Origin of the sequence: Cryobacterium sp. TMT1-66-1, assembly GCF_004403435.1 — a bacterium.
Taxonomy (GTDB): Bacteria; Actinomycetota; Actinomycetes; order Actinomycetales; family Microbacteriaceae; genus Cryobacterium; species Cryobacterium flavum.
The window spans coordinates 41,580-62,747 of record NZ_SOGP01000016.1 but is presented as its reverse complement, the minus strand read 5'-3'; the positions used below and the strand labels follow the sequence as shown (position 1 = coordinate 62,747).

General features: G+C 65.2%; 19 protein-coding genes. 8 read left to right on the top strand and 11 right to left on the bottom strand.

Going from position 1 to position 21,168, the window contains the following annotated elements:
* Window positions 1-25 precede the first annotated feature (25 nt).
* Window positions 26-418, top strand: coding sequence for a VOC family protein (locus tag E3T29_RS11305; protein ID WP_134345509.1), 393 nt, complete (start codon window positions 26-28; stop codon window positions 416-418).
* 5 nt (window positions 419-423) lie between these two features.
* Here the strand turns inward: E3T29_RS11305 and E3T29_RS11300 are convergent, their stop codons facing one another.
* Window positions 424-1,263: a LysR family substrate-binding domain-containing protein gene (locus E3T29_RS11300; protein ID WP_166792388.1), complete on the bottom strand. Its 840-nt coding sequence runs from the start codon at window positions 1,261-1,263 to the stop codon at window positions 424-426.
* 82 nt (window positions 1,264-1,345) lie between these two features.
* On the opposite strand from E3T29_RS11300, the gene E3T29_RS11295 reads away from it, so the two are divergent.
* Window positions 1,346-1,786, top strand: a complete 441-nt coding sequence (locus E3T29_RS11295; protein WP_134345507.1) for a DUF5997 family protein — start codon at window positions 1,346-1,348, stop codon at window positions 1,784-1,786.
* Between the two features lie 46 nt (window positions 1,787-1,832).
* On the opposite strand, the gene E3T29_RS11290 is transcribed toward E3T29_RS11295, so the two are convergent.
* Entirely contained in the window at window positions 1,833-2,507 is a 675-nt protein-coding gene (locus E3T29_RS11290) for an alpha/beta hydrolase (RefSeq protein ID WP_134345506.1), read from the bottom strand.
* 117 nt (window positions 2,508-2,624) lie between these two features.
* On the opposite strand from E3T29_RS11290, the gene E3T29_RS11285 reads away from it, so the two are divergent.
* Window positions 2,625-3,209: an NUDIX hydrolase family protein gene (locus E3T29_RS11285; RefSeq protein WP_134345505.1), complete on the top strand. Its 585-nt coding sequence runs from the start codon at window positions 2,625-2,627 to the stop codon at window positions 3,207-3,209.
* Between the two features lie 36 nt (window positions 3,210-3,245).
* Here the strand turns inward: E3T29_RS11285 and E3T29_RS11280 are convergent, their stop codons facing one another.
* From E3T29_RS11280 to E3T29_RS11260, 5 genes are all read right to left on the bottom strand, one after another.
* Window positions 3,246-4,235 (bottom strand): nucleoside hydrolase, encoded by a 990-nt coding sequence (locus E3T29_RS11280; protein WP_134345504.1) that lies wholly within the window; start codon window positions 4,233-4,235, stop codon window positions 3,246-3,248.
* Between the two features lie 100 nt (window positions 4,236-4,335).
* Complete coding sequence (locus tag E3T29_RS11275) at window positions 4,336-4,827, bottom strand: GNAT family N-acetyltransferase (RefSeq protein WP_134345503.1); 492 nt, start codon at window positions 4,825-4,827, stop codon at window positions 4,336-4,338.
* A gap of 106 nt (window positions 4,828-4,933) precedes the next feature.
* Window positions 4,934-6,505: a DEAD/DEAH box helicase gene (locus tag E3T29_RS11270; RefSeq protein ID WP_174776420.1), complete on the bottom strand. Its 1,572-nt coding sequence runs from the start codon at window positions 6,503-6,505 to the stop codon at window positions 4,934-4,936.
* A gap of 420 nt (window positions 6,506-6,925) precedes the next feature.
* On the bottom strand, window positions 6,926-7,564 hold the full coding sequence (locus E3T29_RS11265) for a DUF1684 domain-containing protein (protein WP_134345501.1): 639 nt from the start codon (window positions 7,562-7,564) through the stop codon (window positions 6,926-6,928).
* Window positions 7,565-7,610: 46 nt separating this feature from the next.
* The gene (locus E3T29_RS11260) at window positions 7,611-8,171 is read right to left on the bottom strand and encodes a hypothetical protein (RefSeq protein WP_174776419.1); all 561 of its coding nucleotides are present in this window, start codon (window positions 8,169-8,171) and stop codon (window positions 7,611-7,613) included.
* Window positions 8,172-8,215: 44 nt separating this feature from the next.
* On the opposite strand from E3T29_RS11260, the gene E3T29_RS11255 reads away from it, so the two are divergent.
* Window positions 8,216-8,656: an EVE domain-containing protein gene (locus tag E3T29_RS11255; protein WP_134345500.1), complete on the top strand. Its 441-nt coding sequence runs from the start codon at window positions 8,216-8,218 to the stop codon at window positions 8,654-8,656.
* 37 nt (window positions 8,657-8,693) lie between these two features.
* Window positions 8,694-9,953 carry a hypothetical protein gene (locus E3T29_RS11250; RefSeq protein WP_134345499.1) on the top strand — a complete coding sequence of 420 codons (1,260 nt, stop codon included), beginning with the start codon at window positions 8,694-8,696 and terminating at the stop codon, window positions 9,951-9,953.
* A gap of 17 nt (window positions 9,954-9,970) precedes the next feature.
* Here the strand turns inward: E3T29_RS11250 and E3T29_RS11245 are convergent, their stop codons facing one another.
* The 3 genes from E3T29_RS11245 to E3T29_RS20265 form a co-directional block, all read right to left on the bottom strand.
* Window positions 9,971-10,465: a SprT-like domain-containing protein gene (locus E3T29_RS11245; protein WP_092341671.1), complete on the bottom strand. Its 495-nt coding sequence runs from the start codon at window positions 10,463-10,465 to the stop codon at window positions 9,971-9,973.
* Complete coding sequence (locus E3T29_RS11240) at window positions 10,465-11,628, bottom strand: sorbosone dehydrogenase family protein (protein WP_134345498.1); 1,164 nt, start codon at window positions 11,626-11,628, stop codon at window positions 10,465-10,467. The genes E3T29_RS11245 and E3T29_RS11240 overlap by 1 nt, the downstream gene beginning before the upstream one ends.
* Before the next feature lie 191 nt (window positions 11,629-11,819).
* A complete protein-coding gene (locus E3T29_RS20265) occupies window positions 11,820-12,032 on the bottom strand; it encodes a hypothetical protein (protein ID WP_233197172.1) in 213 nt (70 codons plus the stop codon).
* Between E3T29_RS20265 and E3T29_RS20260 the strand changes: the two genes are divergently transcribed.
* Complete coding sequence (locus E3T29_RS20260) at window positions 12,027-12,365, top strand: hypothetical protein (RefSeq protein WP_241987772.1); 339 nt, start codon at window positions 12,027-12,029, stop codon at window positions 12,363-12,365. The genes E3T29_RS20265 and E3T29_RS20260 overlap by 6 nt on opposite strands.
* A 74-nt stretch (window positions 12,366-12,439) precedes the next feature.
* Here E3T29_RS20260 and E3T29_RS11230 read toward each other — a convergent pair whose 3' ends face one another.
* The gene (locus E3T29_RS11230; RefSeq protein WP_134345497.1) at window positions 12,440-13,327 is read right to left on the bottom strand and encodes a spermidine synthase; all 888 of its coding nucleotides are present in this window, start codon (window positions 13,325-13,327) and stop codon (window positions 12,440-12,442) included.
* Between the two features lie 285 nt (window positions 13,328-13,612).
* On the opposite strand from E3T29_RS11230, the gene rpoB reads away from it, so the two are divergent.
* Both rpoB and E3T29_RS11220 read left to right on the top strand, forming a co-directional pair.
* Window positions 13,613-17,104 (top strand): DNA-directed RNA polymerase subunit beta, encoded by a 3,492-nt coding sequence (rpoB, locus tag E3T29_RS11225; RefSeq protein ID WP_092341667.1) that lies wholly within the window; start codon window positions 13,613-13,615, stop codon window positions 17,102-17,104.
* A 55-nt stretch (window positions 17,105-17,159) separates the two neighbouring features.
* Entirely contained in the window at window positions 17,160-21,083 is a 3,924-nt protein-coding gene (locus E3T29_RS11220) for a DNA-directed RNA polymerase subunit beta' (RefSeq protein ID WP_134345496.1), read from the top strand.
* The last annotated feature ends 85 nt before the right edge of the window (window positions 21,084-21,168 follow it).

The following is a 21,168-nucleotide window of genomic DNA, read 5'->3' as shown; positions in this document are numbered from 1 at the left end:
CTTTCATCGACAAAGGAGTCACCTCATGACCGAACACGCCGTCGGTATCGTCGCCGGATTCAGTGGTTTCGCGGTCTCCGACCTCGACGCCGCGCACACCTTCTATGCCGAAACCCTCGGCCTCGAAGTCTCCGTCGGGGAGATGGGCATGCTGCGCATAGCCCTGCCAGGCGGAGCCACCGTCATCGTCTACCCCAAGCCGGACTTCGTGCCGGCGACCTATACGATCCTGAATTTCGCGGTGACCGATCTTGATGCCACGGTCGACGAACTCACCGAACGCGGCGTAGATTTTCTGCGCTACGACGGCTTTGAGCAGAATGACAAGGGAATTACCGTCGGCGGCGGACAAGGGCCGGACATCGCCTGGTTCACCGACCCGTCCGGCAACATTCTGTCGGTGCTGAAAAACCCCTAGTTCTTCTAGTGCCCGCGGCCCTTGCCCTTGTTGGGATTCTTGGTCGGGCGGGTGCGGCCGGGTGAGCTCTCGGTTCTTTTGCGCACGGCCGGCTTGGCCTTGGCTGCCGCAACCCGAATGGCTTTGGCCGCGGCCTTGGCTTTGTCTGTCTTCTTGGGTTTGCGCGGCGGTTTTCCCGGGCGGCCATCGCTATGCACCGGTGCCTCTTCGGTGTCAGCGGATGCGGCGGCGGCACCGGCATCCGTTCGCGAGCTCTGCCTGGAGCGCCCGCGCACGATGCCGATGAACTCTTCGATGTCGTCGCTGGTCTCGCGGGTGATCCAGGCCAGGGCGATCTGGGTGTCGGCGACCCCTGTCACCGGGCGGGAGACCACGTCTTTGCGACCGTACAGTCGGGCGACCCCGTGCGGAACGATGATGATGCCGACGCCGGCGGCAACCTGCTCCATCGTCTCGTCGAGATCACGCATGGGCGGCAGGGCGCGGCGGGTGCCCTCCCGAATCTCGTCGGCGATATCGCGCCATTCAGGCACGTCGTCCGGGTTCTGAAGCAGGTGTTCACCCGCCAGGTCGGCCAGCAGCACGGTCTCGGCCTGCAGGGTTTCGTGGTCCTTCGACGCGACAACGACCGGAATCTCGTTGTACAGGTTGATGACGCTGAGGTTGGTGTCGTCGATCGGAAGGCGTACCAGACTGACGTCGGCCCGGCCGTCGTGCAGCACCGCGATCTGCTCCGCGGGCTCCGTGCGAAACGCGGACAGGGGAACGTCGGGGCGGCGGTCATTCCAGATGCGGGTCCATTTGGTGGGGGTGACACCGGCGACGAAGGCGATGGAAAAGCTCACCGGCATCCTTTCTCGTAGTAGTTGAGGGCAGCAGAGGTCGATTTGCCCAAACGAGGGCCCTCTCAGGCTATACGCTTGAACAATGAGTTCCGAGAAGAAGCCCCAGACCATGAAGCCCGCCACGGCGGCCCAGAAACTCGGGATTTTACCGGGCGCGGCACCGGCCGAGTTCCAGACCGAATTCGTCAGTCGCACCGAGCTGGCCGACCTCATGGCTAACCCGCCGGAATGGCTCACCGTGCTGCGCGCCAACGGCCCGCACCCACGCCAGGTCGTCGCCGCCAAGCTCGGCGTCTCGATCTCCGGCTTGGCCCGCAGTGAGATCACCGACCCACTGACCACCGCTGAGATCGCCGCCCTGCTGCAGCAGCCGCCGGCCTGGCTCGTGCTGGAACGTTCCACCCAGGCCGGCGTGCGCGCCGACCAGATCGCCGTGAAAGACCGCGACGCCCAGCGCGCCGCTAAGAAGGCGCACGTCGAGCGTCAGGCTTCGCAGGAGCAGGCCAAGCGCGACCGCTCCTGACCCGCTGAAAGCGGATGCCGGTGACCGGCATCCGCTTTTCGTGTGTTTAGGCGGTCGGCTCGGCCGCGACTGAGGCGTACTGGGTGCGCAGAAAATTCACCACGTCGCCGAGTTCGGCCTGCGAGATCGAGTGGGGAAGTCCCTCGTAGATGCGCTCGGTGAGGGTGCTGTGGTCGGGCAACCAGGCCTGGGTGCGTTCGATCGCGCTGGGCGGAATCACGCCGTCGGCGGTACCGCGCCCCCAGAACACCGGAAGCGGCTGTTCGGCCAGCTCGGCGTCGCTAAATTGGGGGCCGGTCGCGATGAATCCAGAGAGGTTCACCGCGAAACTGAACCGGTCGGGCGCGGCACGCAGCAGTTCGAGCGCCATCGCTCCGCCCTGGGAGAATCCGAGCAGACCGATCGATGGCGGTTGTTGCGGCAGGGCGTCGAGCCAGTCGAGCACGGCGTTGACCGCGGCGGTGACGGTGGCCGGGTCTGGGCTGCCCGGTTCGCTGATCGGAAACCAGGCCCAGCCGTCGGTGACCGGGAGCGGCGCCGGCAGCGGCGCGCGCAGGGCGGCAATCACCGGTTCGAGCGGCAGGTGCGGGGCCAGCGAGAACAGGTCGCCCTCGTGCGAGCCGTAGCCGTGCATGATGATCAACAACGGGCGGTCAGCCTGGTCGGCGCCGGTCGCCGACCAGAGTACTGCCGAGTTGTCGATGGGGGTGCTGGTGGTCATGGGTCCTCCCGGGTTCGCGGCGCCGTGTCCTTCCATACTTCCATTGCCGCGCCCGTTCTCCACATCGCGTAACGGCTCGAGTGCGCAGCCGGGGCCAGCGTAGGACAGAATGGCACTATGAGCGTGCGAACCCCTGACCCAGACCCGGACTGGACGCCGAAGCCCCCCGTGGGAGCTCCGAATACGAATCCGGGCTGGCTGAAGGACGTCGAGCTCGCCGAGATTCGTCGTCGGCTCCCAATCCTCTACATCGAGGCCGTGCCCGTGCGGGTCGATGGCCTCGGTCAGGTCGTTGAGGTCGGCGTTTTGTTGCGCGCTCGTCCTACCGGCGAGATGACGCGCACCCTGGTCTCCGGCCGTGTGCTCTACGGCGAGACCCTGCGCGACGCGCTGTTCCGCCACCTCGAAAAAGACCTCGGTCCGATGGCCTTTCCGCAGCTGCCGGCCAGCCCTGTGCCGTTCACGGTCGCCGAATACTTTCCGATGCCGGGCATCACCGCCTACACGGATGACCGCCAGCACGCCGTCTCGCTGGCCTACGTCGTTCCCGTCACCGGCACCTGCGACCCCCGCCAGGACGCGCTCGAAATCACCTGGATGACGCCGGCCGAGGCCGCCTCGCCGGGGGTCTCCGCCGAGATGGAAGGCGGTCGCGGCACCCTGCTGCGCGCGGCCCTGGCCTCCGTGGGTCAGCTGTACTGACCCGCTCAGCGGATGCCGCGCGCGGCATCCGCTTGATTACTGCTCCAGCGCCGATCCGAGGCCGAGCGTGTCGAGGAACAAGCGCACGTAGCGGTCGACGTCGACGTCGAGGGCTACCTCGGCGGCCTCCCACTCGGTCGCCAGCCCGTGCACGATGTCTTCTCCCGGGTGGATGCGCTTGTCGACCAGCGTCTGTCCGCGCCCGTAGCCGGCGAGCTGCACCCGCAGCGGCAACATCTCGATGGTGAGGGCGCAGGGATCGACGAGGGCACAGAGGGCTCCGGCGTCACCGATGAGGCCCGTGTATTCGGCGTTACGGCCCGACCCGAGCGCGATCCGGTTGCCGAGTAGTCGACCGACGACCTGGGCGAGATTGGAGTCGCTCTGCACCAGGGCATCAGCGACATGCTCCGGGATCGACACCTGATTGAACACATCGAGACCGTACATGAACGTGGGCACGCCGGAGTCGAGCACGATGGCCGCGGCTTCCGGGTCGTGCCAGACGTTGAATTCGGCGACGGCGGTGGCGTTGCCGACCGTGGTGGATCCGCCCATGAACACGATGCGCTCGATGTTGTTCACGACGTCGGGGTACTGCCGCAACAGCAGTGCGAGGTTGGTCTGCGGCGCCAGCCCAACCAGGGTGACCGGGTGTGGGCTGGCCTGGATCAGTCTGTGCATGAGCTCGATCGAACTGATCGTCTCCGGCTGGCGGTCGGTCGGCGGAAGCTGCAGCGTGCCGAGGCCGCTTTCGCCGTGGACGTGCGCGGCCGATCGGGCTGGTTCGAGCAAGGGGCGGCGGGCTCCGGCAGCGACCGGAATGTATGGGGCCTCCGCGACGTCGAGAATACGCAGGGTGTTTTCGACGACGCGCTCGAGGGAGGCGTTGCCAGCCACGCAGCTGATGCCGAGCACGTTGATGCCCGGGTGCGCGAGGGCAAACAGAATGGCCAGGGCGTCGTCGACCCCGGTATCAACATCGAGGATGACAGGGATCGCCTCGGGGGCTGCGGAAGGACTCATCCGCTCACCCTATTGCTTTGAATATGCCCAAAACCTCCGTTGGGGGCTTTGGGGCTGCATTCGAGCGCTGTAGGGCGAACTTTGCACTTGTGAGCGGGACCTAGCGAACCAGACGCACCTCGTGCAGCTTTTCGCCGAGCACCTCTTCGTTGCGCTCGAGACCGTCCGCTACGTAGCCGTTTCGGGCGTAGAAGGCGTGCGCCCGAGGGTTGTCTGCAGCTACCCACAATGAAGACGGACCGGGGTCCACGACGGAATCGAAGAGCTGCTGGCCTACGCCTGACCCGTGATTCGCCTCGAGCAGATAGAGGAAGAACAACTCGTTTGGAGTGGGATGGTCCCCGTCGCGCGTCGGTCCGCTGCCGGCGAAGCCCACGATTTCGCCATCCACTAGCACGACATTCTGGCGGTACTGCACGCCCTGGGTTGTGAAGCGGCCCCAGAGGGCCGCGAGGCGCTGGGGCCGCAGCTGTGACAGGGCGGCCTGGCTGAGCAGGTGATCGTACGTTTCATGCCAGCAGGCGGCGTGTACGCGGCCCAGGTTTTCGGCATCCGCTTCGCTGACGGGTCGAACGACAACTGTGGTGTTCATGTCTCGACACTAACCGTGTTTGCGGGTGCCCCGTGACGCGGGGCACGCAAAACGGGCCGGCCCCGAAAGGACCGACCCGTTCTAGCAAGCGGATGCTGCGGGCTGGTTAGCCCTGCGAGCGGCGGGGAGCCGAACGGCCGGCTCCACCCGAGCCGGGTCCGCGAACGAGTCCGCCGACCTGGAGGCTGCCGACGCGGGCTCCGCCGGAGCGGCCAGCGGCCGAACCGGAGCGGGGCGCGCTGGTGGCAGCGCCGGCCGGACGACCGGTGCGCTCACGACGAGCTCCACCGGCGGGAGCCGAGTCGCGGCTGCGGCCGCCGTCGTTGCGGTCAGTGCGAGCGCCGTCGCGACCTCCGCCGGAGCGGCTGGCGCCGGCATCGCGACCGCCTTCTGAACGGCCACCCTGCGAGCGACCGCCTTCTGCGCGACCGCCCTGTGAACGGCCACCCTGCGAGCGACCGCCCTGTGAACGGCCACCCTGCGACTGGCGCTGTTGCTGCGGCGCTTCGACTCGGGGCGCCGGCTTGACGTAGGCGGCGACATCGCCGACGAGGGCGTCGACGGCGGGGGAGGCGGCATCGACGCGCTGCGGGGTCACCTTGATGGCGGCCTTGCGCAGAAGCGCGTCAGTGTCGCGCTTTTGCTCCGGCAGTACGACGGTGACGACGTCACCGGCGCTGCCGGCCCGGGCGGTACGGCCCGAACGGTGCAGGTACGCCTTGTGCTCGGCCGGCGGGTCAACGTGAATCACGAGTTCGATGTCGTCGACGTGCACGCCGCGAGCGGCGACATCCGTGGCGACGAGAACCTTGACCGTGCCGGCACTGAAGGCGGCGAGGTTACGGTCACGAGCAACCTGCGAGAGGTTTCCGTGCAGGTCGACGGAGGGGATGCCAGCGTCGGTGAGGCTCTTGGCGAGCTTCTTGGCCTGGTGCTTGGTGCGCATGAAGAGGATGCGACGGCCGGAGCCGCTCGCGAGCTTCTGCACGAGCTCCTTCTTCGCGTCAACGCCGGAGACCTCGAACACGTGGTGGGTCATGGCCGAGACGTGGCTGTTGGCCTCGTCGACCGAGTGCATCACCGGGTCGTGCAGAAAGCGCTTTACGATCTTGTCCACGCCGTTGTCTAACGTGGCGGAGAACAGCATGCGCTGGCCGTTGCCGGGGGTCTTGTCGAGGATGCGGGTGACGACCGGCAGAAAGCCGAGGTCGGCCATATGGTCGGCCTCGTCGAGCACGGTGATCTCGACGGAATCGAGGTTCACGAAACCCTGCTTCATGAGGTCTTCGAGGCGGCCGGGGCAGGCGACGACGATGTCGACGCCGGCCTTGAGCGCGGTGACCTGACGGCCCTGCGAGACGCCGCCGAAGATGGTGGTGGTGTTGAGGCCGTAGGCCTCGGCGAGCGGGGTGATGGCGTTGGTGATCTGCGTGGCGAGCTCGCGGGTCGGCGCGAGAATCAGGCCGAGCGGGCGACCGGGGCGACGCTTGCCGCCGGCGAGGTTGCCACCGAGGCGAGAGACCATCGGGATGGAGAAGGCCAGGGTCTTGCCCGAGCCGGTCTTGCCGCGGCCGAGTACGTCGCGGCCGTTCAAAGTGTCAGGAAGGGTGTCGACCTGAATGGGGAAAGCGGTGTCGATTCCCTGTGAAGAGAGAACCTTGACCAGGGGAGCCGGCACGCCGAGCGTACTGAAAGTTGTAGATAAAGCTGTAGACAAAGTGGTGCCTTTCGGGGCATCAGTCTCCTCGCCCGTTTGTTTACCGCGCAGCGATAATCGAACCAGGAGGATTCACATGGCGAAGGTGCCGAAGGGCACATCCGTTCGCCGTAAGAATGTTTCATTCGAAAAATCAGGTCAGCCTGGTGGGCCGCCGGATAGAGAAGAGGGCGTTCTACGACGCAGCGAGCGCAACTACGCACTCGCAAGTACTCCCACTCTAGCGGATGCTGTCAAATCGGCTCCGTGCCCACCCGTTTTTACCCTCGTATCCGGGGTGCTGGACCGAACCGCGGAGATTTTCGAAAATTCGCACAATATCGCACCCGGAGGCGCGCGAATCGGTGAATTCTCCGCAGTTATGAGCGGGCACCCGGATAGCTAGGAGTGGTCGCCGTGGTAGAGCTCGCCGACGGGCACCGGGGTGTCGATGATGTTGCCGGCCTGCGGCAACGGGCAGGCCCACATCGGGTCGTACGCGCAGGAGGGATTGTAGGCGAAGTTGAAATCGAGAATGAGGGTGTCGTCGCCAACACCCGGGCCGAGATCAGCGCCCTTGATGGTGTCGAGCAGGTAGCGCCCGCCGCCGTAGGTTCCGTCGTTTTTGCCGGCCAGGGCGTCTTTCAGCGGCAGGAAAAGTCCGCCGCCGTAGCTGGCGAGCCGCCACACGTCGAGCGAGCCGAGGTACGGCAGCCGCACGGTTCCGACCAGATCGAACGGCACGGTGCCGTCGGTTCCGGTCTCCACCTGCATGCGATACGGCTGCTCGGCGCGGTGAACCTCGACCTCGAACCGCCAGTCCGGGTCGTAGGCGGCAATCGGAAGCCCGGTGAATGCCGAGCGGTCATCCGGCAGTAGCGGCGACGACGGATGCCCGGCGAACAGTTCGTCGCGCCCGGAACGCCACAGATCGTGCCCGCTCTTCGGGCTGCTCGCGCTCAGTTGCCGCACCCCGGCATACAGTCCGGTTACGCGACGGCGCCAGTCGGCGATCTGCAAGGCTCCGAGGGAAGAACTCATACGGGCTACGCTACCGCCGCCGGGCGCAGCGCACAGCAGGCATCCGCTAGTCGCGGGCGGTTTCGGCGGTGCCGTTGGAGTCCGCTGACTGCGCCGGCGGCACGAAGTTCGGGTCGTCGATGCCGACGTCGTGCTGCCAGGTGGGGGCGAGGCGCTTGAGCCGCAGCAGGCGCCACTGCCAGAACGCCCAGAAGGTGGGCCAGAGCGCGAGCGTGGCAGGCCGCCCGCGAAAGATGAGCTGGTCGCGGTAGAGCGTTTTTCCGGTGCCGGCCGGGTCGGGCGCGATGGCCATGCGGTGGTCCCACAGCGTGACCGCGCTGAGCGCACCGGATACCCCGCGGCCGGTGTCGCGCAGAATGCGCACTCCGTCGGGTCGGTGCGTGGAGTCAGCGAGTCGAATGACCTGGGTGCCCATCGGCACGAGACCGAGCGCGGTGAACACGGCGGGGTGTTCGCCGGGCTCCCAGCGGGTGGGAAAACCGTCGGCTTCGAGGGACTCGACCGCCATGAACGGGCTGCTCACCTCCCGAAACACGGCGGGGCTGTGAATGGCGTGCCAGGCGGCATCCGGTGTGCAGTCGAGGATCTCTTTCAGCAGTACGCGCATGGTTCTAGTTTGGTCTGACGACGGCATGCAGTACAACTAGACAGGTGGCAATTCGGTTCTGGCTGGGCGTTGTGCATCGCGAGCATGTGCTGCGCGGTGTTGATTTGGGAATTGCCCGCGCCAACCGTGGTGCCGGCGACATGATCGCGCAGATGGGCGAGGCTGACGGTATCGTCTACTACTCGCCGAAGACCGCGATCGAGGGCGAACCGCTCAAGGAATTCACCGCGATCGGTCGCATAGCGGATGCCTACGCGTACCAGGTCGGCGACCCCGGTAACGAATTTCGTCCGTGGCGACGCCGGGCGGACTACGACCTGGATGCCTGGCCCACCAGCATCCGCCCGTTGTTGCCCGTGTTGCAACTGACCCGAGACAACCTCAACTGGGGTTTTCAGCTGCGAGCCGGCGTGCTGGAGATCTCGCGGCACGACTTCGAGACGATTCGGCAGCAGATGCGCCGGCCCTCCGCCGACGACCGGTAGGGCGTTTGGTCAGTAATCCCTTATTAGACTCAAGCCCATGAATGGCGATCTCTGGTGGGTACCCTCGGTCATCGTTATCGGCCTCGTTGTGGCCGGGGTCTGGGCGCTGGTCGGCGCCTCGCGGCGGCGCACTCGGGCCAGGCTCGGGCAGGTGAGAGCAGTGGCCACCGAGCTGGAACGCAACGCGTCGAGCAGCCTGGTGCGCGCCGACGACGTGGTGCAGGACGCCACCGACGAACTCAGCTTCGCGATCGCGCAGTTCGGGGAATCGGCAACGCGGGAGTTCGCCACCGCGCTCGCGACCTCGAGGCGACAGCTCAGCGATGCCTTCGCGCTGCAGCAGAAACTCGATGACGCGGTGCCGGACAGCGCTCTCGAGCGCACCCGCTGGAACCACCAGATCGTGCAGCTCGCCGACGAAGCGACCGGTCGGCTGACCAACCAGGCCCGCGATTTCACGGCCAAACGTGGTGTGGAGCGCAATGCGCCGCAGCAGATCGACGAATTGCGCCGCCGACAGGGCCGGGTGTCCGACCGCGTTGCGGGCGGAGCGAGCACCCTCACGAGGCTCGGCCTCAGCTATTCGGCCGCCGCGCTCGCGCCGATCAGCGGCAACGTCGACCGGGCCCGCACGGCTCTGGACGCTGCGCGGGCGAGCGCCGATGCGGCGGCGGCGCGCCTGGCAGCTACTGAGCCGGTCGGCGAGCAGCTGCAGGCAGCCGAGCACGCCCTGTTCCAGGCGACGCAGCTGCTCGACGCGATCGAAACCGGCGAAGACCAGCTCCACCGCGGCTTCGCAAACCTGCAGAAGGCGCTGGATGCTGCCGGTACGGAACTCGCCGAAGCCCGTGCCCTGCGCGATTGCCACGAAGAGTCCGACACGAGCGCGTCGCTTAACCAGGTCATCGCCGACGCCGCCTCCGTGCACGCGTCTCTCCGCGAGCCCGGGCGGCCGAGCGACCCGGCCGCGGATCTGGTGACCCTCGAGGCCGCGATGAACGGGCTGGACAGCATCCGCTCGGAGGCGCGCAACCGCCAGCTGCGCCTCGACAACGCGCGCACCGCCCTGGCCGGGGCGCTGCTCACCGCGCGCAGCCAGATCACCGTCACTCGCGACTTCGTGGCCGCGCACCGCGGACGGGTGCAAGCTGCAGCCCGCACGCGCCTGGCCGAGGCCGAGCGGCAGCTGGCGCTCGCCGTGGCCGAAAGTGACCCGGTGACCGCGCTCGACACCGCGCGCCGGGCGATGACCCTCGCAACGGATGCCGACGCCCTCGCCCGCTACGACACGCACTAAACCCGGCCGGTGACGCACTAGGGCCCAGCGGATGCCGCGGCCCGGCGCCGGATCGCCGGTGTGATCTCCCGCCTGAGCCAGGTGATGGCGTGCGCCTGGTCGAACCGGCGGGCGCAGAGCCCGCAGGCCAGGGGCCGGGTGGGCTGCCGGTACCGAAAGTGGGTGTGCCCGGCGGGGCAGGTGCCCACCCACGGCGCGAGCTCATTGGCGATTTCACCGTCGTGGGTGCGCTTGCCGTCGTAGCCGAGGTCGTGTGCCATCTTCTTCCACCGCGGGCCGTGTCCGGCGCGCGGGCCGGCCAGGGCATGCGCGAGCTCGTGCAGCAGAATTTGGTAGACGTCGTCGTCGACGTAGCGCGAGGCGAGGTAGCGCGACACGGTGATGTGCTTCTTGCTGAAATTGCAGAGGCCCGCCCGCTTCTTCGCGTTGTCGAAGCCGAAAGTCCAGCTGGGGTCGAGGTGCAGCACGATGAGTGCGTCAGCCCAGCGGCGCACCTGAGCGAGGTCGGCCATTAAGGACCAACCTGAACTTGGCGCAACTCGACTTGGTAGAGCCGGTCGTCACCGGCCGCCGGCGAGCCCCGGCCATCCGTGTTATTACTCACAAACCACAGTGTGCCAGCAGGCCCGGGCACCACGTCGCGCAATCGACCGAAACTGTGCACAAACCACTCGGTGGGGGTGTCTGTGGAGGACTCCGTCGTGATTGGGATGCTCCACAGCCGTTCTCCGCGCAGGCTCGCCATGAAGACGGTGTCGTTCACGATGGTGATGCCGCTCGGGCTGGCCTGGTCGGTCGACCACTGCTGCTCCGGGTCGATGTACGCCGAGTTGCCGGCCTGGCCTTCGACCAGCGGCCAGCCGTAATTGCCACCGGGAACGATACGGTTGAGCTCGTCCCAGGTGTTCTGGCCGAACTCGCTCGCCCAGAGCTGTCCGCGCGAATCCCACGCCAAACCCTGCGGATTCCGATGCCCGAACGAGTACACCAGCGTGCCGAACGGGTTGTCGTCGGGTACCTGCCCGGTCGCGGTCATGCGCAGGATCTTGCCACCGAGGGCATCAAGGTTTTGGGCGTTGACGGTGTCTCCCGCGTCGCCAGCGGTCGCATAGAGCAGGCCGTCCGGGCCGAACGCGATGCGCCCTCCGTTGTGGTTGCCGGCCCGGGGGATACCGCTCAGAATGACGGTGGGCGCCCCCAGGGTGTGGCGGCCGGGGGAGCCGGCCAGCGGCATCCGCTCGATGCGGTTGTCGTTGGCCGTGGAGAAATAGGCGTACACCCAGCCGTCTCCGCCGGGGGCTGCTTCGTCGGCCAGAAAGGCCAGGCCGAGCAGGCCGCCTTCACCGTTCGGCTGCGCGGCCGACACTTTTCCCGCCTCACGCAGGCTGCCGTCGGTCAGCAGCTCCCGCACCCGGGTCGTGTCGCGTTCGCTGATCAGCGTGGCGCCGTCTGGCAGCCGCAAAATCGACCAGGGCGCCTCGAGTTCCGAGGCGATGACGACCGGTTCGCCGAGCGGATGCACCGGCGCGAGCGGGCCGGCGTCCGTCGCGGTCGGTGCGGGCCCGGCTGGTGTCGAGGTCGACGGAGTAGCGCTCGGCGCGTCCGCGCTGCAGGCGGCCAGCACGAGAACCAGCAGGGTTGCAGATGCGACGGCCGCCGCTCGCCCAAAAGTCACTGTTCACCTCGCCTTCGTGGTGAACACAGCATGCCGTAGAACTCGCTCGGGGGCCACTGTCTCCGGCCGACGGGCAGCACAACTCCTGCAATTTCTGGCTGAGCGCATCGGGTGCCGCGTATTTTCGGACCTGTATCGAGCGCCCGCTGCGAATTGCAGGAGTTTTGCGCGGCAGCCAAAGTGGAAGGTGTTCAGGCCGCGGACCCGCGGGCCGCAATGTGCGATTCAACGACGGCCACGGCGAGCAGCGAGCTGTCCAGTTCGTCGGCGTCGGCGCCGTCTTTCTCCCGAAGAAACACGGCCGCGGTGAAGTCAGCCAACGCGCCCTCGAGGTTGCCCTGGTCGAAGTACACTTTGCCGCGGTGCTGCCGGGCATAGGCGGCGAGGCGGGTCCACTCGTGCACCTCGGAGTCGAGGATGCAGTGCGTCAGCTCGCTCGCGGCCTCATCGAGCTTGCCCTGAAATTGCAAAACCTGCGCACGACGGATGCGACTGGCCACCGCCTGCTCCCGGTTGCCGGTAAAGCGGGACTGCCGCAGCGCCTCATTCGCGATCTCCCAGGCCTCATCGAGCCGCCCGACCAGCCGCAGCAGGGCGACCTTTTCGTTGAGGGCGGCCAGGCTGCGCAGATTGCCGAGTTCGACGAGTCGCTCGCCAGCGGCCAGCAGGTCGACTTTTTCGCGCAGGGTGATGGGATCGTAACCGATGATGAAGCTCAGGGTGTGTTCCTGTATTGACGAGGGCGGCCGCGGCCGCAGGGGAAAGAACGGGTGTGCCCAGAGTACCGCCGCCGGTGAGAATCGGGCGCAGGCTAGTGCCCGATTTGGAAGACCGTGCGGCCGGGCAGCGGCGACTGCGTCGAGGTCTCATCGGTCGCCACGAGCGAACCGGCCATGAACGCCTTCAGCTCGGCGCCCTCGATCACCTTCGCCGGGTGCGGCCCGTTAGCGAGCAGCCGCGGAATCCAGTTGAGGTCGATCGGCGTGTGCGCCGCCACGAACACGATGTTGCCAAAACGGCGACCCTTGAGCACCTGGGTCTCGGCGAATCCGATCACGTGCGGGAACACCGCGGAGAGGGTGGCGGCCTGGCCACGCGCGAACGCGAGGCCAGGGCCATCCGCTACGTTGACTGCGAGCACGCCGCGCGGCGACAGCAGCGGGGCGGCGAGCGCGAAGAACTCACGGCTGGTCACGTGCTTCGGGGTGCGCGCGCCCGAGAAGATGTCGACCACGACGAGGTCGACCGCGCCGTTCAGCCCGGCCGGCAGCTTGCCGAGCACCTCGCGGGCGTCGCCGTGGCGCACCCGCAGCTGGGCGCGCTTGTCCCAAGGAAGCACCTCGCGCACGAGATCGATCAAATCGCTCTCGATCTCCACCACCTGCTGGCGCGAGCCCGGTCGGGTCGCCTCGACATAGCGGGGCAGGGTGAGGGCGCCGGCTCCGAGGTGCACGGCGGTGATCGGCTCGTGCGGTTCCCCGAGCAGATCGATGACATGCCCGATGCGCTGGATGTACTCGAAGAAGAGCTCGTCGGGGTGGTCGATGTTCACGTGCGACTGCGGAGTGCCGTCGACCACGAGTTGAAAGCTGCCGGGGGTGAACCGGTCCGGTTCGATCACCGCCGTGTGTCCGCTCAACTTCAATACGACAGAGGGATGCCCGTCCGTCGCCACTTCGCCCTTGCGCCCAGTACTCATCCCCCCAGTCTGCGCCCTCCGTGTGTGCGGTACCGGCAACATCCGCTTTCGAGGGAAGGGGAAGGGTGGGTTATACCTGAGAATCTGCTCGATCGCAACAATGAGGTGGACACATCAGTCAGGAAGGCATATAGTTGATCCTTGCGCTCCCAGACAAACTATGCCTTCATATTGCGGTCGGCTTTGCGTGTTCAAGCCACCTTGAGGCACACCTCTTTCGAGGGTCTGCGGAGTCATCACCAATAACAGTAACTAGACCTGACGGGGTCCACGGAGGTTATTTCCTTGGCTGCTGCGCGCAACGCAACCACCAACTCACCCAAGAACGGCCGCTCCCACGAGCGTCTGTCGTTCGCAAAGATCAGCGACCACTTGAACGTTCCGGATCTGCTCGCTTTGCAGACCGAGAGCTTCGACTGGCTCGTCGGCAACGATATCTGGAAGGCTCGCGTCGCCGAGGCCCAGAAGGCCGGACGCCAGGACCTGCCGAATCGCACCGGGCTCGATGAGATCTTCGAGGAGATCTCTCCCATCGAGGACCTCGGCGAAACGATGCAGCTGTCCTTCACCAACCCGGAGCTCGAGCCGGAGAAGTACACCATTGACGAGTGCAAGGAAAAGGGTAAGACCTATTCAGCACCCCTCTATGTGAACGCCGAGTTCATGAACCACCTCACCGGTGAGATCAAGACTCAGACCGTGTTCATGGGTGACTTCCCGTTGATGACCCCCAAGGGCACCTTCGTGATCAACGGCACCGAGCGTGTCGTCGTGTCGCAGCTGGTGCGCTCCCCGGGCGTGTACTTCAACCGCGAGCAGGAGAAGACGTCTGACAAGGACATCTACTCCGCCCGTGTCATCCCGAGCCGTGGTGCCTGGCTTGAATTCGAGATCGACAAGCGCGACCAGGTTGGCGTGCGCATCGACCGCAAGCGCAAGCAGTCCGTGACCGTGTTCCTGAAGGCCCTTGGCCTCACCAGCGAGCAGATCCTTGAGGAGTTCAAGGGCTACGCGTCCATCGAGCTCACCCTCGAGAAGGACAACATCCTTACCAAGGAAGAAGCCCTCAAGGACATCTACCGCAAGCTTCGTCCCGGCGAGCAGGTTGCCGCCGAGGCTGCGCGTGCGCTCCTTGACAACTTCTTCTTCAACTCCAAGCGCTACGACCTGGCCAAGGTTGGTCGTTACAAGATCAACCGCAAGCTCGGCCTCGAAGCGCCGCTGAGTGACTCCGTACTGACGCTGGCGGACATTCTGGCCACCATCAAGTACCTCGTCGCCCTGCACGACAACCAGACCACCCTTCCGGGTCTGCGCGACGGCAAGATGACCGACATCAACATCGACATCGACGATATCGACCATTTCGGTAACCGCCGTATCCGTGCCGTTGGCGAGCTCATCCAGAACCAGGTTCGCACCGGACTGTCCCGCATGGAGCGCGTCGTTCGCGAGCGCATGACCACGCAGGACATCGAAGCGATCACCCCGCAGACCCTGATCAACGTGCGCCCCGTCGTCGCCGCGATCAAGGAGTTCTTCGGTACGTCGCAGCTGTCGCAGTTCATGGACCAGAACAACCCGCTCGCAGGCCTCACGCACAAGCGTCGCCTGTCCGCGCTGGGCCCGGGTGGTTTGTCCCGTGACCGCGCCGGCGTCGAGGTGCGAGACGTTCACCCCTCGCACTACGGCCGCATGTGCCCCATTGAGACCCCTGAGGGCCCGAACATCGGCCTGATCGGTTCGCTCGCCTCGTTCGCGCAGATCAATGCGTTCGGTTTCATCGAGACGCCGTACCGTCGTGTGCAGGGCAACAAGGTCACCGAGACGATCGACTACCTCACCGCGAGTGAGGAAGACGACTTCATCGTCGCCCAGGCCAACGCGCCGCTCACCAAGGACTCGCACTTCGCCGAGGCCCGCGTGCTAGCTCGTAAGAAGGGTGGCGAGGTCGACCTCGTTCCCGCTGAAGACATCGGCTACATGGATGTCTCGCCGCGCCAGATGGTGTCGGTCGCGACCAGCCTCATCCCGTTCCTCGAGCACGACGATGCAAACCGCGCGCTCATGGGTGCCAACATGCAGCGTCAGGCGGTGCCGCTGCTTCTCAGCGACAGCCCGCTCGTCGGAACCGGCATGGAGGTCTACACGGCCATCGATGCCGGTGACGTGCTCACCGCGCTGAAGCCCGGTGTGGTCTCCGAGGTGTCGGCTGACGTTGTTACCATCCAGCTCGACGAGGGCGGCACGCAGGACTACTACCTGCGCAAGTTCTCGCGCTCCAACCAGGGCACGAGCTTCAACCACCGCGTGATCGTCAACGCCGGTGAGCGCATCGAAGCCGGCGAGGTCATCGCCGACGGACCCGCCACCGACCAGGGCGAACTCGCCCTCGGAAAGAACCTGCTCGTGGCATTCATGCCGTGGGAAGGTTACAACTTTGAGGACGCGATCATCCTGAGCCAGAACCTGGTGAAAGACGACACCCTCTCCTCGATTCACATCGAAGAGTACGAAGTGGATGCCCGCGACACCAAGTTGGGTAAGGAAGAGATCACCCGCGACCTTCCCAACGTGTCTCCGGACTTCCTCGCCGACCTCGACGAGCGTGGCATCATTCGCATCGGAGCCGAGGTTCGCCCCGGCGACATCCTCGTCGGCAAGGTCACGCCCAAGGGCGAGACCGAGCTTTCCGCCGAGGAGCGCCTGCTGCGCGCCATCTTCAACGAGAAGAGCCGCGAAGTTCGCGACACCTCGCTCAAGGTTCCCCACGGTGAGCGCGGCACCATCATCGGTGTCAAGGTGTTCGACTCGCAGGACGGCGACGACGAGCTCGGCTCGGGCGTCAACCAGCGCGTGGTCGTGTTCATCGCCCAGAAGCGCAAGATCACCGAGGGTGACAAGCTCGCCGGCCGTCACGGCAACAAGGGTGTCATCTCCCGCATTCTGCCGATCGAGGACATGCCGTTCCTCGCCGACGGAACCCCGGTTGACATCATCCTCAACCCGCTCGGTATCCCCGGTCGTATGAACTTCGGTCAGGTGCTGGAAACCCACCTCGGCTGGATTGCGAAGCAGGGCTGGAACGTCGAGGGCAAGCCGAAATGGGCTGCTCGTCTTCCGGAGCACGCCTTCAGCGCCGCCCCCGGCACGAAGGTCGCCACCCCGGTATTCGACGGCGCGCTCGAGATCGAGATCGAGGGTCTTCTGGACTCCACGACCCTGACCCGCGACGGCGAACGCCTCATCGGTTCCTCGGGCAAGACCCAGCTCTTCGACGGCCGCTCCGGCGAGCCGTTCCCGATGCCGGTGTCCGTTGGATACATGTACATCCTGAAGCTCCACCACCTCGTCGACGACAAGATCCACGCACGTTCGACGGGTCCGTACTCCATGATCACGCAGCAGCCGCTGGGTGGTAAGGCGCAGTTCGGTGGACAGCGTTTCGGTGAGATGGAGGTGTGGGCGCTCGAAGCATACGGAGCCGCTTACGCCCTGCAGGAACTCCTGACCATCAAGAGCGACGATATCCTCGGCCGCGTCAAGGTGTACGAAGCCATCGTCAAGGGTGAGAACATCCAGGAACCCGGCATTCCCGAGAGCTTCAAGGTTCTTATCAAGGAAATGCAGTCGCTCTGCCTGAACGTCGAAGTACTTTCGGCCGATGGCACCGCAGTCAGCCTGCGCGACACGGATGACGAGGTGTTCCGTGCTGCGGAAGAACTCGGCATCAACATTTCCACCCGGTTTGAGTCGTCGTCCATCGACGACATCTGAGCTTGTTAAGGCAGGGCCCGCCCCGCAATCTTCGAAAACTTTCCAAGGAGAGAAATTGCTCGACGTAACAACATTTGACGAGCTTCGTATTGGCCTGGCTACCGCAGACGACATCCGTCGTTGGTCGCACGGTGAGGTCAAGAAGCCCGAAACCATCAACTACCGCACGCTCAAGCCGGAAAAAGACGGCCTGTTCGGCGAGCAGATCTTCGGACCCTCACGGGACTGGGAATGCTCTTGTGGCAAGTACAAGCGTGTTCGCTTCAAAGGCATCGTCTGCGAGCGTTGCGGTGTAGAGGTCACGAAGTCGTCGGTGCGCCGTGAGCGCATGGGCCACATCGAGCTCGCTGCTCCGGTCACGCACATCTGGTACTTCAAGGGTGTGCCCTCGCGTCTCGGCTACCTGCTGGACATGGCTCCGAAGGACCTCGAAAAGGTCATCTACTTCGCTGCGTACATGGTCATCACGGTGGACGAAGACGGTCGCCACCAGGACATGCCTGGCCTCGAGAACGAGCTTCGCCTCGAACTCAAGACCATCGAGTCCAGCCGCGACTCGCGCATCGCCGATCGCCTGCAGCGCCTTGAAACCGACCTCGCAGCACTGGAGGCCGAAGGCGCCAAGAGCGACCAGAAGAAGCGCACGAAGGACGCCGCCGAGAAGGAAATGGGCCAGGTTCGCAAGTCCCTGGACGAGCAGATCGCGCACCTCGAGCGCGTGTGGGAGGACTTCCGCACCCTCAAGGTCGGCGACCTGAAGCCGGAAGACTCCGTCTTCCACGAGCTCCAGGACCGTTTCGGAATGTACTTCGAGGCCTACATGGGCGCCGAAGCCATCAAGAAGCGCCTTGAGGCTTTCGACCTGGTCACCGAGAGCGAAAACCTGCACCTGCAGATCGCTGAGGGCAAGGGTCAGAAGAAGATCCGTGCCATCAAGCGTCTGCGCGTGGTCAACGCCTTCATCATGACCGGCAACTCGCCGGCCGGAATGGTGCTCGACGTCGTACCCGTGCTCCCGCCGGAACTGCGCCCGATGGTGCAGCTCGACGGTGGGCGTTTCGCCACCAGCGACCTCAACGACCTCTACCGTCGTGTGATCAACCGCAACAACCGCCTGCGTCGTCTGCTTGACCTCGGTGCTCCCGAGATCATCGTGAACAACGAGAAGCGGATGCTGCAGGAGGCCGTCGACGCACTGTTCGACAACGGTCGTCGTGGTCGCCCGGTCACCGGTACCGGTAACCGTGCCCTCAAGTCCCTGAGCGACATGCTCAAGGGAAAGCAGGGTCGTTTCCGTCAGAACCTGCTCGGCAAGCGCGTGGACTACTCTGGCCGTTCGGTCATCGTGGTCGGCCCGCAGCTCAAGCTGCACCAGTGTGGTCTGCCCAAGCAGATGGCACTCGAGCTGTTCAAGCCGTTCGTGATCAAGCGTCTGATCGACCTGAGCCACGCTCAGAACATCAAGGCTGCCAAGCGGATGGTCGAACGCTCACGTCCGCAGGTCTGGGACGTGCTCGAGGAAATCATCCGCGAGCGCCCGGTCATGCTCAACCGTGCACCCACCCTGCACCGCCTCGGCATCCAGGCCTTCGAACCTCAGCTCGTTGAAGGTAAGGCAATCCAGCTGCACCCGCTCGTCTGCGCGGCGTTCAACGCCGACTTCGACGGTGACCAGATGGCCGTCCACCTTCCGCTCTCGGTTGAGGCCCAGGCCGAGGCACGCATCCTGATGCTCGCCTCGAACAACATCCTCAAGCCGTCTGACGGCCGCCCGGTGACCCTGCCCACCCAGGACATGATCATCGGTCTGCACCACCTCACCACGATGAAGGAAGGTGTGGTCGGAGAAGGCCGCGCATTCTCCACCGTGTCCGAGGCCATTCTCGCGTTCGACCAGAAGTCGCTCGACCTGAATGCCAGGGTGCGCATCCGCTTGACCGACAAGTACTTCACCGAGGGCACGCAGCCCGAAGGCGTCGAACTTGTGGGCGGCCAGGCTGTCGGAACCGTTCTCGTCACCACGAGCCTCGGTCGAGCCATCTTCAACGAGGCGCTTCCGGCCGACTACCCGTACTTCGAAGACGTTGCCAACAAGGTCACCATGTCGACCATCGTCAACGACCTCGCGGAGCGGTACGTCAAGGTGGAGGTTGCTGCAACCCTCGACCGGATCAAGGATGCCGGTTTCTACTGGGCAACCCGTTCCGGTGTAACCGTTGCGCTCAGCGACATTCTGACCCCGCCGAACAAGCCGCAGATCGTTGCCGGCTACGAGAAGCAGGCCGCCAAGGTTCAGGCACAGTTCGAGAAGGGTCTCACGACCGACCTCGAGCGTCGCCAGGAGCTCATCCAGATCTGGACTCGCGCCACGGAAGACGTTGCCGCAGCGATGCAGGCGAACTTCCCGGCCGACAACACGATCAACCGCATGGTCACCTCGGGTGCTCGTGGTAACTGGCTGCAGGTGCGTAACATCGCCGGCATGCGAGGCCTCGTGAACAATCCGAAGGGTGAGATCATCCCTCGCCCGATCATCTCGAGCTACCGCGAAGGCCTGTCCGTTGCCGAGTACTTCATTGCTACTCACGGTGCTCGTAAGGGTCTGGCCGACACTGCTCTGCGTACCGCTGACTCGGGGTACCTCACCCGTCGTCTGGTGGACGTCTCGCAGGATGTCATCATCCGCGAAGACGACTGTGGAACGACGAAGGGCCTTGAACTGCCCATCGCCGGAACCGACGCCACGACCGGTGCGCTCCTGCGGGGCGAAGACGGCGGCCTCTTGGTCGACTTCAACGTCGAGAACGCGGTCTACGCCCGCAGCCTGGCCGCAGCCGCGGTCAACGCTGCCGGTGAGGTCATCGCCGACGCCGGAGACGACGTCGGAGACGTGCTCATCGCGAAGCTCATTATCGGTGGTGTCGAAACCATCAAGGTGCGTTCGGTGCTGACCTGTGAGTCGGCTGTCGGTGTGTGTGCGGTCTGCTACGGCCGGTCGCTCGCTACCGGCCAGCTCGTCGACATCGGTGAGGCCGTCGGTATCATTGCCGCACAGTCCATCGGTGAGCCCGGCACCCAGCTGACCATGCGTACCTTCCACACGGGTGGGTCGGCATCCGCTGACGACATCACCCAGGGTCTGCCGCGTGTTCAGGAGCTGTTCGAGGCGCGTACCCCCAAGGGTGCATCGCCCATCGTCGACTCTGCCGGACGCATCACGATCGAGGATTCGGACAAGGGCCGCAAGGTCATCCTGACCCCCGACAGTGGCGACGAAGCTATCGCCTACCCGGTGCTCAAGCGTTCAACCCTCCTCGTTGAGGATGGCCAGCACGTTGAGCTGGGGCAGCAGATCATCATCGGCGCCGTCGACCCGAAGGAAGTTCTTCGCGTCAAGGGTGTTCGCGCGGTGCAGAAGCACCTCGTCTCCGGTGTGCAGGAGGTCTACCGTTCGCAGGGTGTACCGATTCACGACAAGCACATCGAGGTCATCGTTCGTCAGATGCTTCGCAAGGTGACCGTCGTCGAACACGGTGACACCGGACTGCTTCCGGGCGAGCTCGTTGACCGGTTGAAGTACAACGACCTCAACCGCACCGCGCTCACCGAGGGCAAGAAGACGGCATCCGCTCGCCAGGAAGTCATGGGTATCACCAAGGCATCGCTGGCGACCGAGTCCTGGCTGTCGGCTGCTTCCTTCCAGGAGACCACCCGGGTTCTGACCCAGGCGGCCATGGAAGGCAAGAGCGACCCGCTGATGGGCCTCAAGGAGAACGTCATCATCGGTAAGTTGATCCCCGCTGGCACCGGCCTTCCCCGCTACCGCGACGTCACCGTCGAGGCCACGGAAGAAGCCAAGGCTGAGCGTTACCCGAACCGCATCTTCACCGAAGATGCAACGTTCAATGAGGGTGACCTGAGCTTCGTCGACTTCGACAGCTTCTCGTCGGACGACCTGGCGCCGGGTACGTATAACTAACCCGCAGTTCTAAACGGATGGCCCCTGCTTCGGCAGGGGCCATCCGTCGTTTAAGCACTCGAGCGCGGTGCCGGGCAGCGGATGC